This is a genomic window from Massiliimalia timonensis (assembly GCF_900186585.1).
Taxonomy (GTDB): Bacteria; Bacillota; Clostridia; order Oscillospirales; family Ruminococcaceae; genus Massiliimalia; species Massiliimalia timonensis.
Map to the genome: position 1 here is coordinate 854,011 of NZ_FYDD01000004.1, position 14,864 is coordinate 868,874.

Below are 14,864 nucleotides of genomic sequence, written 5' to 3' on the forward strand. Positions count from 1 at the left end.
GAATAGGGGGAAAAGAAGATGAAAATATTGATTCTCTGTACCGGTAATACCTGCCGCAGTCCAATGGCGGAAGGGATCGTGAACGATATTGTCAAACGCGAGCACCTGGAAAACGAAATCCAGGTGGAAAGCATGGGCTTTGCGGCCAACGACGGGGAACTGCCAACAGCAAACGCTGTGGAATGTATGAAAGAGATTGGTATCGACATCTCTGGAAAACGTGCCCGCCGGGTGTTGATGGAAGATTTGGAGCAGGCTGACATGTTCTATGTCATGACCGATTCCCACAAAAACATCATTTCCGACGCGATCCCAGATGATGAGGACCGGGTCATGGTGCTAGATGTACCGGACCCGTTTGGAAGCGGGATCGAAGTGTACCGGGAATGCCGGGATAAGATCAAAACTTATTTTGAACACGAATTCCGCTATCGTTTAGGAGAAACCGATGGCGAGTAGCGTACATATCATACCGATGTCCTCGGAACAGGCTGAGGCGGTATACGCACTTTCCTGCGAGTGCTTTTCCACACCGTGGAGCTTTCAGAGTATTGCCGGGGAAATAAAAAATCCCCATGCCCTTACGCTGGTCGCGCTTCGGGAGGGAAAAGTGGTGGGATACCTGAATGTTCATCACGTTTTAGATGAAGGCGACATCAACCTGATCGCCGTGCGGGAATCGGCCCGCCGGGAGGGGATCGCCACCATGCTGATGAAGGCGTTGTTTGAACGGGCAGAAAATGCGGGGATCTCCAGCTATATGCTGGAGGTACGGGTATCCAATCAGGCGGCTGTTTCTTTTTATACCCACATGGGATTTTTGGAGGTGGGGCTGCGAAAGGGATACTACCAAAAGCCGGAAGAAGACGCCTTGCTGATGAAAAAGGAATTATAGAGGGAAGTGACGGAGGCCCGTCACTTTTTCCTTGCGTGACAGACGGAAAAAGGAGGAAGAGGATGAAGATCCTGGGAATCGAAAGTTCCTGTGATGAAACTGCTGTGTCTGTTGTAGAGGACGGCAGGCATGTGCTGTCCAATATGGTTGTTTCACAGATAGAAGAACATAAGCTATATGGGGGAGTGGTGCCGGAGATCGCATCCCGCCGCCACTGTGAAAGTATTGTCAATGTAACAGATCTGGCGTTATCCGAGGCGGGAGTCGCTTTGTCCGAGATCGACGCGGTGGCGGTCACCTACGCGCCGGGTTTGATCGGGGCGCTTTTAGTCGGGGTGAATTTTGCCAAGGGGCTGGCGCTGGCCGCCGGCAAACCGCTTATCCCGGTCCATCACATCCGGGGGCATATTGCCGCCAATTACTTGGCATACCCGGAATTAAAGCCCCCGTTTCTCTGCATGGTCATGTCGGGTGGGCACAGCCATATCGTTTGGGTGAAGTCCTACACGGAATTTGAAATCATTGGCCGCACCCGTGACGATGCGGTGGGAGAAGCTTATGACAAGGCCGCGCGCGCGCTGGGGTTTTCTTATCCGGGCGGCGTACAGATGGATAAGGCAGCTAAAGAGGGAGATCCTTCCCATTATCACCTGCCCAAACCAAGGGTGGAGGGCTGCCCTTACGATTTCAGCTTCTCCGGCCTAAAGACCGCGGTGCTGAATTTGATCAACAATTCCCGGCAAAAAGGGGAAACTGTGGTCATCAATGATGTGGCGGCGGCGTTTCAGGCAACGGTCTGTGATCTGATCGCGGACAGGCTGATGCGGGCGGCGAAAGAGCGGAAAGCGGATAAGATCGTGCTGGCCGGCGGGGTATCGGCCAACAGCGGGATCCGGGAGAGGATGCAAAAAGAATGCCGGGAGGCAGGAATGAAATTATATATGCCGCCCCTCTGTTATTGCGGAGATAATGCCGCGATGATTGCAAGCCAAGGATATTTTGAATTTTTAAATGCAGCAAAAGCAGGGATGAACCTGAATGGGACGGCCTCCCTGCCAATCACTGACGAAAAATTTGACCGAATATAGACGGTTTTGTATCTTTGACACAAAAATATCAGAATTATAAAAAATTCATAAATTAAAGATTGATTTTTTGACAGCTTCACTATATAATAGTAGTTGTGAAAAGTTTGATTTTTCTTTCCTTTGTTTGGATTTGATTCTGGCCAAAGGCAGAAAATATGTCAAAATTATGATCACAGTGAAGGGAGTTTTACAAATGTTAACTAACAACAAAAATGTCCTCAACTGGGTTGAGGAAATGGTTGCTCTTTGTAAACCGGATCAGGTCGTTTGGATCGACGGTAGCGAAGAACAGTTGAAAGCACTGACTGACGAAGCGGTTTCAACTGGCGAAATGGAAAGACTGAACGAAGAAAAACTGCCGGGCTGTCTGCTGCACAGAACCAACCCGAATGACGTTGCCCGTGTTGAAGCCCGCACCTTTATCTGCTCCAGAAAAGAAGAAGATGCCGGCCCGACCAACAACTGGTGCGATCCAAAAGAAATGTATGCGAAATTAACTCCGATGTATGACGGTGTTATGAAGGGCCGTACCATGTACGTGATCCCTTACTCCATGGGTCCGATCGGTTCCCCGCTGGCTAAAGTTGGCGTTGAGCTGACCGACTCTATCTACGTTGTCCTGAACATGGATATTATGACCCGTGTCGGCAAGGCTGCATTTGAAAACCTTGGCGATGTTTCTAATGACTTCGTACGCGGCCTGCACTCAAAAGCTGATATTGATCCGGAAAACAGATATATCGTTCACTTCCCGGAAGACAATACCATCTGGTCCATCAACTCCGGTTATGGCGGAAACGTATTGTTAGGGAAAAAATGCTTCGCGCTTCGTATTGCTTCTTATCAGGGTAAAAACGAAGGCTGGATGGCTGAACACATGCTCATTTTGGGGATTGAAGCACCAAACGGCGAGACCACTTATATCTCTGCTGCATTCCCGTCTGCTTGCGGTAAAACTAACCTTGCTATGCTGATTCCGCCGGAAGTTTATGCAAAACAGGGCTATAAAGTTTGGACTGTCGGCGACGACATTGCTTGGCTGAAACCGGGCGCTGACGGCAGACTGTATGCAATCAACCCTGAAAACGGCTTCTTCGGCGTTGCTCCGGGCACCAACATGAAATCCAACCCGAACGCGCTGAAAACAACTATGAAAAACACTATTTTCACCAACGTTGCCCACAATCTGGATGACAACACTGTTTGGTGGGAAGGTCTGGACAAGAATCCTCCGGAACATGCAATGGAATGGACCGGCAAACCTTGGAACGGCAAAACTGATACCGATGTGAAGGGCGCTCACCCGAACTCCAGATTTACCGCTCCGGCAAGAAACTGCCCGTGCATCAGCCCTGAATTTGACAACCCGCAGGGTGTGCCGATCTCCGCAATGGTATTCGGCGGCCGTCGTGCGAAGACTGCTCCGTTGGTATATCAGTCCTTTGACTGGAAACACGGTGTGTTTGTAGGTTCTACTATGGCTTCTGAAACTACTGCCGCTGCAACCGGTGCCGTCGGCGTTGTCCGCCGTGACCCAATGGCTATGCTGCCGTTCTGCGGTTACCACATGGGCGATTATTTTGCTCACTGGCTCGAAATGGGCGAAAAACTGGGCGATAAAGCTCCGAAGATCTTTAACGTAAACTGGTTCAGAACTGACGACGAAGGCCACTTCATTTGGCCGGGATTCGGTGACAATATGCGTGTCCTGATGTGGATCGTTGCCCGCTGCAAAGGCGAAGCTGACGCTGTTGAAACCCCGATCGGATATGAACCAAAACCGGAAGACATCAACCTGGAAGGCTTGGATATCGATTTGGATACCCTCAAAGGCCTGTTAAATGTTGATATTGACCTGTGGAAAGAAGAAGCGGCAGGAATTCACGAATTCTATGCGAAGTTTGGCGACAAACTGCCGGAAGAACTGAAACACCAGCTGGCTGCTTTGGAAGAAAGATTGGGCAAATAAGCTTTGCTCTTAAAATAAAATATCCCGCTGCATTAGCAGCGGGATATTTTATTTTCTTAAGGGTGGCAAAAATGGATCGTGTATATAAGGCGGCTCGGGAAAATGATGTGTTCCGTGAATGGGACAGCAGCTCGCGGCAGATAATAAGATCACTGCTGCAAGCAACAGAAAAATTAGTTTTTGCCTTCTCATCATAGCGCGCCTCTCCTTATCAGGATAATATCAGTATAGCAAAAAAGTCGTAATATGTCAATTAAAATATACATATTTTGATAGTTATATATCATAATAGATAATGTAATATCATTTTTGTAGAGTATACTGATATTTATGGAGGTATGCGGCATGATTGCAGATCGGATTAAACAGCTTAGGGAAGAATGCGGCTTATCTCAGGCGCAGCTGGCAAAGCGCCTGCATGTAACGCGTTCCAGCGTAAATGCTTGGGAAATGGGCCTTTCCATGCCAACCATTCAATATGTTGTGGAAATGGCGAAGCTGTTTCGGATACGTACAGATTTTTTGTTGGGACTGGAAGAGGAGCAAACGATTTCGCTGGAAGGTTTATCAGAAGAGGAGATCAGCTTGCTGTACGGCCTGTTAGGCTATTTCCATAAACGTTCTTCTCCGGGAGAATAAAAATACACAGACAAAATAAAAACCGGACAATCTTAGGATTGTCCGGTTTTTCATGTACTAAGAACAATTACTTGATTTCAGCAAAGTATTTAATGGTTCTAACCATCTGACTGGTGTAGGAGTTTTCATTGTCATACCAAGAAACTACCTGTACTTCACTTGTGCCATTTTCGAGGTTGATAACCATGGTCTGAGTTGCATCGAACAGAGAACCATAAGTCATGCCAACGATATCAGAAGAAACGATTTCTTCTTCGTTGTAGCCGTAAGATTCAGAAGCGGCAGCTTTCATAGCAGCATTGATCTGTTCTTTGGTTACAGTTCCTTCAACAACACAGGTCAGGATCGTGGTAGAACCGGTCGGAACAGGAACACGCTGAGCAGAACCGATCAGTTTGCCGTTCAATTCCGGAATAACCAGGCCGATTGCTTTTGCAGCACCGGTGGAGTTTGGAACGATGTTAACAGCAGCAGCACGTGCACGTCTGAAGTCGCCTTTTCTGTGCGGGCCGTCCAGAACCATCTGGTCGCCGGTGTAAGCGTGGATGGTGCTCATGATACCGCTCTTGATCGGAGCTAAGTCGTTCAGAGCTTTTGCCATTGGAGCCAAGCAGTTTGTGGTGCAGGAAGCAGCAGAGATGATTTTGTCATCAGCAGTTAAAACTTTTTCGTTTACGCTGTAAACAACAGTAGGCAGATCATTTCCAGCCGGAGCAGAGATAACGACCTTTTTAGCGCCTGCATCGATGTGAGCCTGAGCTTTTGCTTTAGAGGTGTAGAAACCTGTGCATTCCAGAACAACGTCTACATCCAATTCGCCCCATGGCAGTTCAGCAGCATTTGGTTTTGCATAAATTTTAATTTCTTTTCCGTCAACAACGATTGCGTCATCTTTTGCACAAACCTTGTCAGCCAGAGCATATTTACCCTGAGAAGAATCATATTTGAGAAGATGAGCCAGCATTTTCGGATCGGTCAGGTCGTTGATTGCAACAACTTCATAACCTTCAGCACCGAACATCTGTCTGAAAGCAAGGCGGCCAATACGACCAAAACCATTGATAGCAACTTTTACCATAATAGATAACCTCCAAATAATTTTTACATTCTTATTTTATACTATTTCATCAAAGAATACAAGAGTTTGTCAGGGAATTAACAGAAAATTTTTATAAAAAAACACAAAGAATTTTGCATAAAAGAACGGAATTTTTTGGTTAAGGGTGATTTTCCTTATGTGAAAATTGTCCAATTTATCGTTCAGGATTTGTTCTTTACTTTTATTACTAAATTGCATATAATATAATTATAACGCCAAGAAGGGGACACGCTATGATGAAGAAGGAGGAATACTTGCAGATTGTTCAGCAAATTATTGATAGACAGCCGACGGGGTTATTAGTCACAGATCCTAATTTGCAGATCTGTGCGCAAAACCGGCAAGCAAAACGATTGCGCCCGGCCTTTATGATCGGGGAGCAGATGGATAAATTGTTTTTGTTTTCCGATATTGAAGCCCTGACTCTGCTTTCTTCTTTACCGACTGACGCCCCCCTTTGCGTAAAGGTAAATTCTAATCCATACCATATTCCTTTCTGGACCGTCACCTCTTTTAAGGTGGACGATACCGTTTTTCTGCAATGGGAAGAGCCCAATCCTGTCCCGAGGATCGCGGCTGTGGTTTCCAGATTAAACCGGAATTTGGACCAGAAACGGAGAAATGCCCTGGATGCCGCTGAATGCCTTTCAGACTCTGAAAAACGGAAAAAGGCAGAATATCAGGCGTTTTATGCCGAATGCCAAAAGAATAAAAACAATACCAATCTTTATCACTTTATTTCACTGTATTATCAAACGCAGTCCCCAACATTACAGCTTCTGGATTTAGGGCAGCAGTTGTCCCAATGGGGAGAGCAGATCAAGCAGCGCTTTCCGTTGATTGCCGATAAGCTGATTTTGGACTGTTTCGAAACCTCTTTATTTGTGAGACTGGATTCTGTGCAGTTTGCAAAAGATTTCTCGGAAATCTGTTTAAATGCTTTACAGGCTGTTTCTGAGCTGTCAGATGGCATGGTCAAGGTTCGGTGTTATCGGGAAGAAAACTGCGCGGTTGTTTCGGTTGAAGATAATGGGGCGGGGATTAGACAGGAGCACCAGATCAGTATTTTTGAACCGCTGTTTACCACGGGTACCGATTCTTTGGGATTAGGGCTTACAATCACAAAATTATCTGTAGAACAGCAACATGGTGTGGTTACCGCAGAAAATAAAGAGGATGGTGGAGCAAGGCTCTTGGTTTGCTTTCCACTGGAAAATTTTCAGGGTACTTTATCTGAAACACGGTCCTTGTATGATGAGACCTATCACCGGGCGGATGCCAAAATGTTGGATATTTTGGCGGAGATCGGCGGATACCAAACAGAATTGATCGAGCGGAAATACCGCAAATAAAAAAGGGCTGTCCAAATTTTGGACAGCCCTTTTTTATTTCTCAGGATCAATTCCCATTAAACGCAGATAATTGTCTACGGATTGGCTCAGCATTTTTTTGATCTGCTCCCGCTTTTCCTTTGGGGCGCTTTCTACTTTTCGGCACAAAAGCAACAGCTCCTGATCACTGATCAACTTAGGCTGTTCCGCAGAGTCCTGTTCGTAGGAAGCAGCTTCATTTCCAAAGAGGTAATCCAGAGAAACGCCAAAATAGTCGGCGATCCGCTGTAACTTATCTACACCGATCTGTTTGATTCGACCGTATTTATAATCGGACAGGGCAGAACGCGGGACCTTGGACCGCCGGCACATTTCTGTAACGGTGATCTGTTCCCGGGCACAAAGATTTTCAATTGTTTTGTATAGAGTATCCAAAAAAATCCCTCCAGTATGAGATGAAAGTACTAAATACCGGAATATCAGCATTGATAATTACTAAAAATGGAATATACTAAAAAGTGGATCACGGAGATTCGACACATAGTTTTCTATTCTTATCATATTACGATTTGCAGTAATAGTCAACTGGTTTCCAAAAATTTTTTAAACTTATGTGAGATAAAAGGAGGTTTTATGCAACAAAAACAGTTGTTAGCCCAAAAGATCCTTCAGATATGCGTCGAACGAAAACTGACACTGCTGGAATCGATCGACCTGATAGAAAAACTGTATCGGCGGGAAAAGGACATGGCGCCGCCCGATTGTGATAAAACGCAGATAACCGATTGTTAGCAGGCATTGCCGGCAGACAGCGCCAGACAAAAAGTAAGCAGAAAGTTTCTAGGGCCTATGGGCAGACAGTCGCAAAAAACTTTGCGGTAAAAGAAGCCGTGAAGCAGCAACGGCATTATGCAACCAGCAGTAATAGCAGATCGCGAAAATAAATGGCCGCCAAAAAATAGTTTCTCTTTTGCGGGACTTCCCCAAAATGATCGAGTGCCAAAAAGGAACTGGGACAATTACTGTCCAGTTCCTTTGTATATGTCTATCGTAAAGTATCATCAAATTCCATCATACAGCCAATGCAAGGTCATTTTTTCGATCATAGCAGCATTTTCCTCCGCATAGATTGGGGAATCTACCTTTGAACAAAAGCTTTGCTGTTGTGTATATTGATCGATCAAGGGTTGATATGCTCGCAATAATTGCCGTTCTTCCTCGGAAAAAGGAATATCAGGCCGCTTTTGGAAGGTAGCCAGCCGTTTTTCTGCGGCAGTGAGGGAAATGGAAAAAATACTGCTGACCGATTCCTTTGTCAGGGCGGCGCCTTCGTTTTGCAGAGCATTTAAAACAATTCCGGGTACCAGTAAATGAGAGGCAAAGGCATGTGCTTCTACCTCTTGCAGTGCTCCATCGGTTTGATGCTCCAAGTAGATATGGCCGATCTCATGGGCAAGGGTCCAGTTTAGACGCTGCTGGTTGATTTCGGACACGTTATAAAGAACAAGATAAATCCCTTGGTACACGATCGTGCAGCCATCCTTTAAAAGCCCTTTTCTTCCGGTAAATTGATAGACTGGAGCTCCTGTCAGGTGGGAAAAATGCTGGATCGAATCAATCATTATTTTTTTCTGAAAAGAAAGCGAACGGACTTGTACTGCCATGTGTTGCTCCTTTTGCTCTAAAAGGAGCAACGTTGCGGCCTGCCGGCAGCGTTCAAAATCAGGCTTCAAGCGTTATTCCCCCTTATCCGGCTGGCTTTGCATCAGCTTTAGGTATTGGTCTATGGATTCATTCAGCATTTTAGTGATGGCCTCCCGCTTGTCTGCCGGGGCATTTTCCACTTTCCGGCACAACAGGATAAGGCTGGGGTCTTTGACCGGTACCGCGCTCTCTTTTATGAGCGACACATCTCCAGCAGATTTTCCTAAAAGGACATCTGTAGAAACATGAAAAAATCCAGCCACTTGGTGAAGATGCTCGAAACAGGGCCTTTTGCCGTCTAGCCAGTTTTTGATCGTGGTTTGGTGAACGCCTATGGTCTTTGCAAGACGATAGGCAGAAACCTGATTTTCTTTCATCAGGCCGGACAATATTTGAGAAAAATCCATAAAAAACTCCAGTAAAAACAATTTGGAAAATATTTCCGATTAGTCTATAGAAATAGATTATCACAGATCATAAAAAAACGCAATTAGGAGTAATCACAAAGAATAGAACAGGCCGCTGGAAAATTTGTACAGCCCTTTTCTGCGGCGCTGTCGAATCAAGGCGAACGATAAATAAGCTGTCAAAGACCTTTGGAGCTCATTTTATTTTGAGGTTATATATTGTTGGATTTAGCGGCCATGGCCTGTTCGTAATAGGCTACCTTCTGCTCCATATATGCAACAACCTCCTGCGCTTCCTGAAGCCGCTGGTAAGCGAGCTCCCTCTGCTCTAAAATGATCTGGTACCGGTCGTGGAGAGAAACATCGCCAAGCTTATACAGGTCCGTATAGCGTTTAATTGCTTCAATCGACATTCCGCAATGCTTCAGACATTGGATCACCGTAAGTGTTTCTACTGCCGATTCATCAAAAATCCGGCGGTTATTGGCATCCCGCCGGCAGGGCAGCAAGTCCTGATCGGTATAAAAGCGAATCGTGTGTTCGGTCACTCCGGCAAGACGGGCTAGTTCTTTCACGTGGTACATGGTCGGGTTCCTTCTTTCTGGGAAATAATTTGAAAAATATACTTGACTTCGTGTAACACGAAGCTGTTACAATGATTATAACACCGAATGTCGTATAAGACAAGCGGCATGAAACAGAAAGGACGGATCATATGGAACGGTATTTAGGAGAAAAGATCCCAAAGCTGGGATTTGGGCTGATGCGTCTGCCTCAAAAAGACGGACAGATTGATTTGGAACAGACCAAAGCAATGGTCGACCGTTTTCTGGAAGAGGGTTTTGCTATTTTGACACCGCGTACGGATACGGGGACGGGGCTTCGGAACAGGCAATTAAAGCCGCGCTGGTAGACCGCTACCCGCGTGACCGGTTTTTACTGGCGACAAAGCTTCCTGCCTGGGCAGGGGCAAAAACGAAAGAAGAAGCAGAACAGATGCTGGAAACTTCTTTGCAGCGGACGGGAGCAGGCTATTTTGATTTTTACCTGCTTCATAACCTGGGGGAAAGCCGGACCCATTATTTTGACGATTACGATATTTGGAGCTTTCTGGCGAAGAAAAAAGAAGAGGGGATCATCAAGCATCTGGGCTTTTCCATGCATGATAAGGCAGAGGAACTGGACCGCATCTTAACGGCGCATCCAGAAATGGAATTTGTCCAGCTTCAGATCAATTATGCAGACTGGGAAGACCCGGCGATCGAGTCCCGGAAATGTTATGAGGTAGCCCGGAAGCATGGGAAACCGATCATTATCATGGAACCGGTCAAGGGAGGGATTTTGGCTGATCCGTCGGATCAAGTGCTACAACTGTTCCAGCAGGAAGATCCTAAGGCATCTCCTTCCTCTTGGGCGATTCGATTTGCCGCTTCTCTGGATGGGGTGATCACAGTATTGTCCGGGATGTCGAACTTGGAGCAGATGGAGGATAACCTTTCCTACATGAAGGACTTCCAGCCTATGACGGAACGGGAACGCGAGATAACCGAGAAAGCAAGAAAGATCTTTGAGGCGGTGCCTACTGTGCCTTGTACCTCCTGTGCGTACTGCATGAAGGACTGTCCTGCTTCGATCGCGATTTATGGGACATTCCAGGCGATCAATCTGTATAAAACGTTTGAAAACCTGGAAATGGCAAAAGGCAAGTACAGCTGGAATACAGACGGGCAGGGAAAAGCAAAGGCGTCGGCCTGTATTCAATGCGGCCGATGTGAAAAGGTATGTCCACAGCACATCCATATTCGTGAAGAATTGAAAAAGGCAGCCACTGTGCTGGAGGGATAATAAAAAGCGATGACGAATTCTCGTCATCGCTTTTTTCTATTCCTGCTCTTCCATTACGTCATAAAGGATCGTTCCGTCTAACACACTGAAAAGGACCCGATCCTCTTGACTATCGTTTAAAATAGAGATTTGGACACTGGTATCGGGGAACCCATAATAAGGCCCCAGATCCTGTATAGATGTGGATACATCGACCATTCCATCCCGGATCGTGGTCCATTCTTCTTCCGATACGAGATCGGAAACGATCCGGTTTGCCATTCCGTCTTCCGACATGGTGATCGTCATCAGGCTGGTCGTTTCATCAAAAGATACATCAAATTTCACAAGCTCCGGATCAAATGATTCGGACAGGATTTGGCTAATATCTTGAATAAATTCGGCTGAACTACCGATTTCCGGCTCCGTTGATGGTTCTGGTTCCGGTTCATTCGATATAACTGTTACAATGATCGGAAAGGCTGTTTCTGTTTTTCCATCGCTGGAACGTGCATAAATCTCAGCTTTTTCTTCCCCTACTGCCTTGATCTCATACCAAAGCGCGCCTGAGGTCTTGGTGCCGGGCTGGACCACTGCCACCGATTCGTCGCTGCTAGCGAAAATGACATCGCCGTCTTTAAACTGTTTGGGGTTTACTTTGACCCAGCCTTTTTCTGTGCGTCCAATCTCCAAAGAAATATCTTCGGAACTTTGCCAGCTCAAGCTTTGGATCGTGCTCAGATTGGAGAACGCCTCGCCAATGGCGGTGCCGAACCCTCCGATCACGACCAACGCTCCCAGAACGATCAGGACGATTTGCCAAGCCTTTAGGCCTTTCTTTTTGGGCCCGGGCATCTGAAAGCCCTGTGGATAGCCCTGCTGTTGGTAGGCTGGTTGCGACGAGGGATAGTTCCATTGTGAAGCAGCAGGCTGCTGCCCTGACTGTGGAATGGATGTTTGCTGTGCAGTTGTGTTTGTTTGTGCCGGAGCACCGCAATTTGGGCAAACAGGGCCTTCAAATTATGTGCCGCGGTACTGGCATGTCATCATATTGCCTCCTTCTTTTTGTCTGTTCCAGATGAACTGCTTTATTGCTCGGGGTCGATCCCCATTAAGCGCAGATAATTATCCACCGATTCACACAGCATCCTTGTGATCTGATCTCGTTTATCTGGCGGTGCGCTTTCTACTTTTCTGCAAAGCACCACCAGTTCCTTGTTTTTGGACAAGGCCTTTACTGCCTGTTGTAATTGATGATCCATAGAAGGGTCAGGCTTTGGGTCTTTTCCAAGCAGATAATCAATGGTCACACCTAAAAAATCGGAGATTTTTCGCATGCTTTCATATTTAGGCATGCTGTTGCCTTTTTTCCATTCGCTTAAGGACGACTGGGAAACACCAGTAGCTTTCCAGACCTTATAATTGGTCAGTCCACGCTCTTTGCACAATTGTTCGTAGATCTCGTACATTTTGACCCGCCTTTCCATCATTGATTTAACATACAAATGCTATGCTTCTGAATTAAGAATATCACAAACGGGCGGGAAGTACAATTACAAATTTATACCAAAAGGGTAAAAAATTTTTAGATTCCCTGTGTAGAAACAGACTCTGTGAAAGCTGCGAAAGGATTCATAAACCGGGGATTTTTCTCATAATGTAAGATAACGCGCTTTTTAGGAGGAGATACCGTTGCAGAACCAATACTATCCATTTATAAACGAGCCGCTAGCCTATCCATATGATTTCTTGGAGCCCTACATTGATGAAGAAACGATGCGTCTGCACCACGATAAGCATTTGCAGGCTTATATAGATCATTTGAATCGGCTGCTTCAAGAGCATCCTGGGTTTCAAAAATTCTCTTTAGAACAACTAATCCAAAGTGCTTCCCGGTTCCCAAAACAGATCAGCCGTCCGATTAAAAACAATGCCGGCGGCGTTTACAACCACCGGTTTTTCTTTTCAGTCATGACGCTCCCCTCGCAGGGAATGCCCTCTGGGATCCTGCTTCAGGCAGTCGAAAACAAGTTTGGCAGTTTTGAAGGGTTCCGCAAGCTATTCCAAAAAGCGGCGCTGGATGTTTTTGGCTCCGGTTATGCGTGGCTGGTAACGGAACGGGGCAGGCTGAATATCACAACCACCCCGAATCAGGACTGTCCGCTTCAAAGGGGGCAAAAACCGATCTTGGCTGTTGACGTTTGGGAACATGCCTATTATTTGAAAAATCAAAACCGAAGGACTGAGTATTTGAAGAATTGGTTCCAAGTGATCGATTGGGAACAAGTACAGCAATATTATCAGGATAGCCTGTGCTGTGAATAGCAGAGCTGCGGCGCCCGATTACAGACTATCAGTAAGAAACAGAACACCCCGTACCTTTTTGAAAAAAGTACGGGGTGTTCTGTTTCTCTGAATAAAGGGTTTAGTTACCGGAATGTTGCAGAATATTCCGGCATAGTTCCAATATCTGCGGATCTACGCTGGCAGTGGCGATACACGAATCCCCTTCATAAATGCTAACATCCACCAGCCAGCGTTCTCTCGCGTTCCAATATTGCGGGTCGCTCTGTTCAAAGGTCACAGCCAATTCTGCGGGGACGCCAAGGCTTTCCCGGATCACATCCAGCTATTCCTTGGAAAGCTGCATCTGCCAGCATTTTAAACAAGCTGGTACCCTTATTTTCCGAAAAAACGAATGACTTTAAAGCCGGATTGTGATAGAATATACAGGTATCACAAAGAAAGGAATCCGAATACTTATGAATGAAAAGGAAATTTCCGAGATCCGCCGCCGTTTCCGCCCCGAAAAAAACAACATCTCCTTTGTACGGGGATGCTGTGTGAATGAGAAACGTGAGATCGTATCGGAATTTGAACAGTCTCTTTTGACTTCTTCGCAGGAAGAGACAGAAAATATTTTAACAACCTTGAAGCGTACATTGTCAGGGACATTGGGGAAAAATTTAATGGATATCGAGTTTGCCACCCAGCAGGTCGTGGACAGCGAGGAGCACCACCTGCTTATGGCATTGCGTGATTCCGGGCTAAAGGACGAGGACGCTGTCCGGGCCTTTTATCAAAAGGCGATCCAGTCTATTGATTTGGAAGGGAATTATTTGATCCTGCTGACGTACGATGTTTATGATGTCCCATACCGTTCCAAGGATGGTGAAAAACTGGAGGATGCGGATTCAGATGTGTTTTCTTATGTATTGTGCAGTATTTGCCCCATTAAAATGACCAAGCCTTCTTTAAGCTATTACATGTCGGAAAACCAGTTCCATAACTGCGGGATCGACTATTTGGTAGCCGCGCCGGAGCTTGGCTTTTTATTCCCTGCCTTTGATGACCGCAGTACGAATATTTATAATGCCCTTTACTATTCCCGCAATGCGGCAGAGATCCACACCGGCTTTATTGACGAGGTGTTCCGGTGTGAGCCGCCGATGCCTGCCCCGCAGCAGAAAGAAACATTCCAATCACTGCTGGAAGAGGCCTTAGAAGAGGAATGCAGTTATGACATTGTGGAGGCGATCCACGAGCAGGTCAGCGATATGATCCTGGAACATAAGGTCAACAAAGAGGAGGAGCCTCTTGCTGTTTCGGGCAGGGCGATGAAGGGGATGCTAGCCTCCTGCGGCGTTGCGGAAAGCCGCTTGGAAACATTTGCCGAAAAATACGACGATACCTTTGGAAAGGACGCTGTGATCAGTCCTCAAAATATGATCGACTACAAGAAATTTGAGGTCAAAACTTCAGATGTGACAGTTCAGGTAAATCCGGAACGGTTAGATTTGGTGGAAACAAAAGTGATCGAAGGGACAAAATACATTATAATCCGTGCTGAAGGAGATGTTTCGGTAAACGGCGTCAACATCCATATTGACTGAGCACAATCAAAAAGC

At 46.3% G+C, this 14,864-nt stretch carries 17 protein-coding genes and 1 pseudogene; 10 read left to right on the forward strand and 8 right to left on the reverse strand.

Annotated features, from left to right (window positions below; all coding sequences use genetic code 11):
- Nucleotides 1-18 precede the first annotated feature (18 nt).
- From CIB36_RS11810 to CIB36_RS11830, 5 genes are all read left to right on the forward strand, one after another.
- Nucleotides 19-459 carry an arsenate reductase/protein-tyrosine-phosphatase family protein gene (locus CIB36_RS11810; RefSeq protein WP_093989732.1) on the forward strand — a complete coding sequence of 147 codons (441 nt, stop codon included), beginning with the start codon at nucleotides 19-21 and terminating at the stop codon, nucleotides 457-459.
- On the forward strand, nucleotides 449-895 hold the full coding sequence (gene rimI / locus CIB36_RS11815) for a ribosomal protein S18-alanine N-acetyltransferase (RefSeq protein WP_093989733.1): 447 nt from the start codon (nucleotides 449-451) through the stop codon (nucleotides 893-895). Before CIB36_RS11810 ends, rimI begins: the two co-directional genes overlap by 11 nt.
- A 62-nt stretch (nucleotides 896-957) precedes the next feature.
- Nucleotides 958-1,983: a tRNA (adenosine(37)-N6)-threonylcarbamoyltransferase complex transferase subunit TsaD gene (gene tsaD / locus CIB36_RS11820; protein ID WP_093989734.1), complete on the forward strand. Its 1,026-nt coding sequence runs from the start codon at nucleotides 958-960 to the stop codon at nucleotides 1,981-1,983.
- A 193-nt stretch (nucleotides 1,984-2,176) separates the two neighbouring features.
- Nucleotides 2,177-3,952 (forward strand): phosphoenolpyruvate carboxykinase (GTP), encoded by a 1,776-nt coding sequence (locus tag CIB36_RS11825; RefSeq protein WP_093989735.1) that lies wholly within the window; start codon nucleotides 2,177-2,179, stop codon nucleotides 3,950-3,952.
- Between the two features lie 345 nt (nucleotides 3,953-4,297).
- The gene (locus tag CIB36_RS11830) at nucleotides 4,298-4,591 is read left to right on the forward strand and encodes a helix-turn-helix transcriptional regulator (protein ID WP_093989736.1); all 294 of its coding nucleotides are present in this window, start codon (nucleotides 4,298-4,300) and stop codon (nucleotides 4,589-4,591) included.
- Nucleotides 4,592-4,658: 67 nt separating this feature from the next.
- On the opposite strand, the gene gap is transcribed toward CIB36_RS11830, so the two are convergent.
- The gene (gene gap / locus CIB36_RS11835) at nucleotides 4,659-5,672 is read right to left on the reverse strand and encodes a type I glyceraldehyde-3-phosphate dehydrogenase (RefSeq protein ID WP_093989737.1); all 1,014 of its coding nucleotides are present in this window, start codon (nucleotides 5,670-5,672) and stop codon (nucleotides 4,659-4,661) included.
- Between the two features lie 251 nt (nucleotides 5,673-5,923).
- Here gap and CIB36_RS11840 point away from each other — a divergent pair, with 251 nt between their 5' ends.
- Nucleotides 5,924-7,042 (forward strand): ATP-binding protein, encoded by a 1,119-nt coding sequence (locus CIB36_RS11840; RefSeq protein WP_093989738.1) that lies wholly within the window; start codon nucleotides 5,924-5,926, stop codon nucleotides 7,040-7,042.
- 33 nt (nucleotides 7,043-7,075) lie between these two features.
- On the opposite strand, the gene CIB36_RS11845 is transcribed toward CIB36_RS11840, so the two are convergent.
- Nucleotides 7,076-7,456: a helix-turn-helix domain-containing protein gene (locus CIB36_RS11845; RefSeq protein WP_158662682.1), complete on the reverse strand. Its 381-nt coding sequence runs from the start codon at nucleotides 7,454-7,456 to the stop codon at nucleotides 7,076-7,078.
- Between the two features lie 198 nt (nucleotides 7,457-7,654).
- Between CIB36_RS11845 and CIB36_RS13360 the strand changes: the two genes are divergently transcribed.
- Nucleotides 7,655-7,813 (forward strand): hypothetical protein, encoded by a 159-nt coding sequence (locus tag CIB36_RS13360; RefSeq protein WP_158662683.1) that lies wholly within the window; start codon nucleotides 7,655-7,657, stop codon nucleotides 7,811-7,813.
- A gap of 269 nt (nucleotides 7,814-8,082) precedes the next feature.
- Here CIB36_RS13360 and CIB36_RS11850 read toward each other — a convergent pair whose 3' ends face one another.
- From CIB36_RS11850 to CIB36_RS11860, 3 genes are all read right to left on the reverse strand, one after another.
- Entirely contained in the window at nucleotides 8,083-8,754 is a 672-nt protein-coding gene (locus CIB36_RS11850) for an ImmA/IrrE family metallo-endopeptidase (protein WP_154825019.1), read from the reverse strand.
- Nucleotides 8,755-8,757: 3 nt separating this feature from the next.
- A complete protein-coding gene (locus CIB36_RS11855; RefSeq protein WP_093989741.1) occupies nucleotides 8,758-9,132 on the reverse strand; it encodes a helix-turn-helix domain-containing protein in 375 nt (124 codons plus the stop codon).
- A gap of 212 nt (nucleotides 9,133-9,344) precedes the next feature.
- Nucleotides 9,345-9,716, reverse strand: coding sequence for a MerR family transcriptional regulator (locus CIB36_RS11860; RefSeq protein ID WP_093989742.1), 372 nt, complete (start codon nucleotides 9,714-9,716; stop codon nucleotides 9,345-9,347).
- 131 nt (nucleotides 9,717-9,847) lie between these two features.
- Here CIB36_RS11860 and CIB36_RS11865 point away from each other — a divergent pair.
- A pseudogene (locus tag CIB36_RS11865) lies at nucleotides 9,848-10,977 on the forward strand (aldo/keto reductase).
- 36 nt (nucleotides 10,978-11,013) lie between these two features.
- Here CIB36_RS11865 and CIB36_RS11870 read toward each other — a convergent pair.
- Complete coding sequence (locus CIB36_RS11870) at nucleotides 11,014-11,811, reverse strand: hypothetical protein (protein WP_093989743.1); 798 nt, start codon at nucleotides 11,809-11,811, stop codon at nucleotides 11,014-11,016.
- 233 nt (nucleotides 11,812-12,044) lie between these two features.
- Nucleotides 12,045-12,425: a helix-turn-helix domain-containing protein gene (locus CIB36_RS11875; protein WP_158662684.1), complete on the reverse strand. Its 381-nt coding sequence runs from the start codon at nucleotides 12,423-12,425 to the stop codon at nucleotides 12,045-12,047.
- 223 nt (nucleotides 12,426-12,648) lie between these two features.
- On the opposite strand from CIB36_RS11875, the gene CIB36_RS11880 reads away from it, so the two are divergent.
- On the forward strand, nucleotides 12,649-13,281 hold the full coding sequence (locus CIB36_RS11880; protein ID WP_093989745.1) for a superoxide dismutase: 633 nt from the start codon (nucleotides 12,649-12,651) through the stop codon (nucleotides 13,279-13,281).
- Nucleotides 13,282-13,381: 100 nt separating this feature from the next.
- Here the strand turns inward: CIB36_RS11880 and CIB36_RS11885 are convergent, their stop codons facing one another.
- Nucleotides 13,382-13,579, reverse strand: a complete 198-nt coding sequence (locus CIB36_RS11885; protein WP_093989746.1) for a hypothetical protein — start codon at nucleotides 13,577-13,579, stop codon at nucleotides 13,382-13,384.
- A gap of 139 nt (nucleotides 13,580-13,718) precedes the next feature.
- Between CIB36_RS11885 and CIB36_RS11890 the strand changes: the two genes are divergently transcribed.
- Nucleotides 13,719-14,849 (forward strand): DUF4317 domain-containing protein, encoded by a 1,131-nt coding sequence (locus CIB36_RS11890; RefSeq protein WP_093989747.1) that lies wholly within the window; start codon nucleotides 13,719-13,721, stop codon nucleotides 14,847-14,849.
- Nucleotides 14,850-14,864 lie beyond the last annotated feature (15 nt).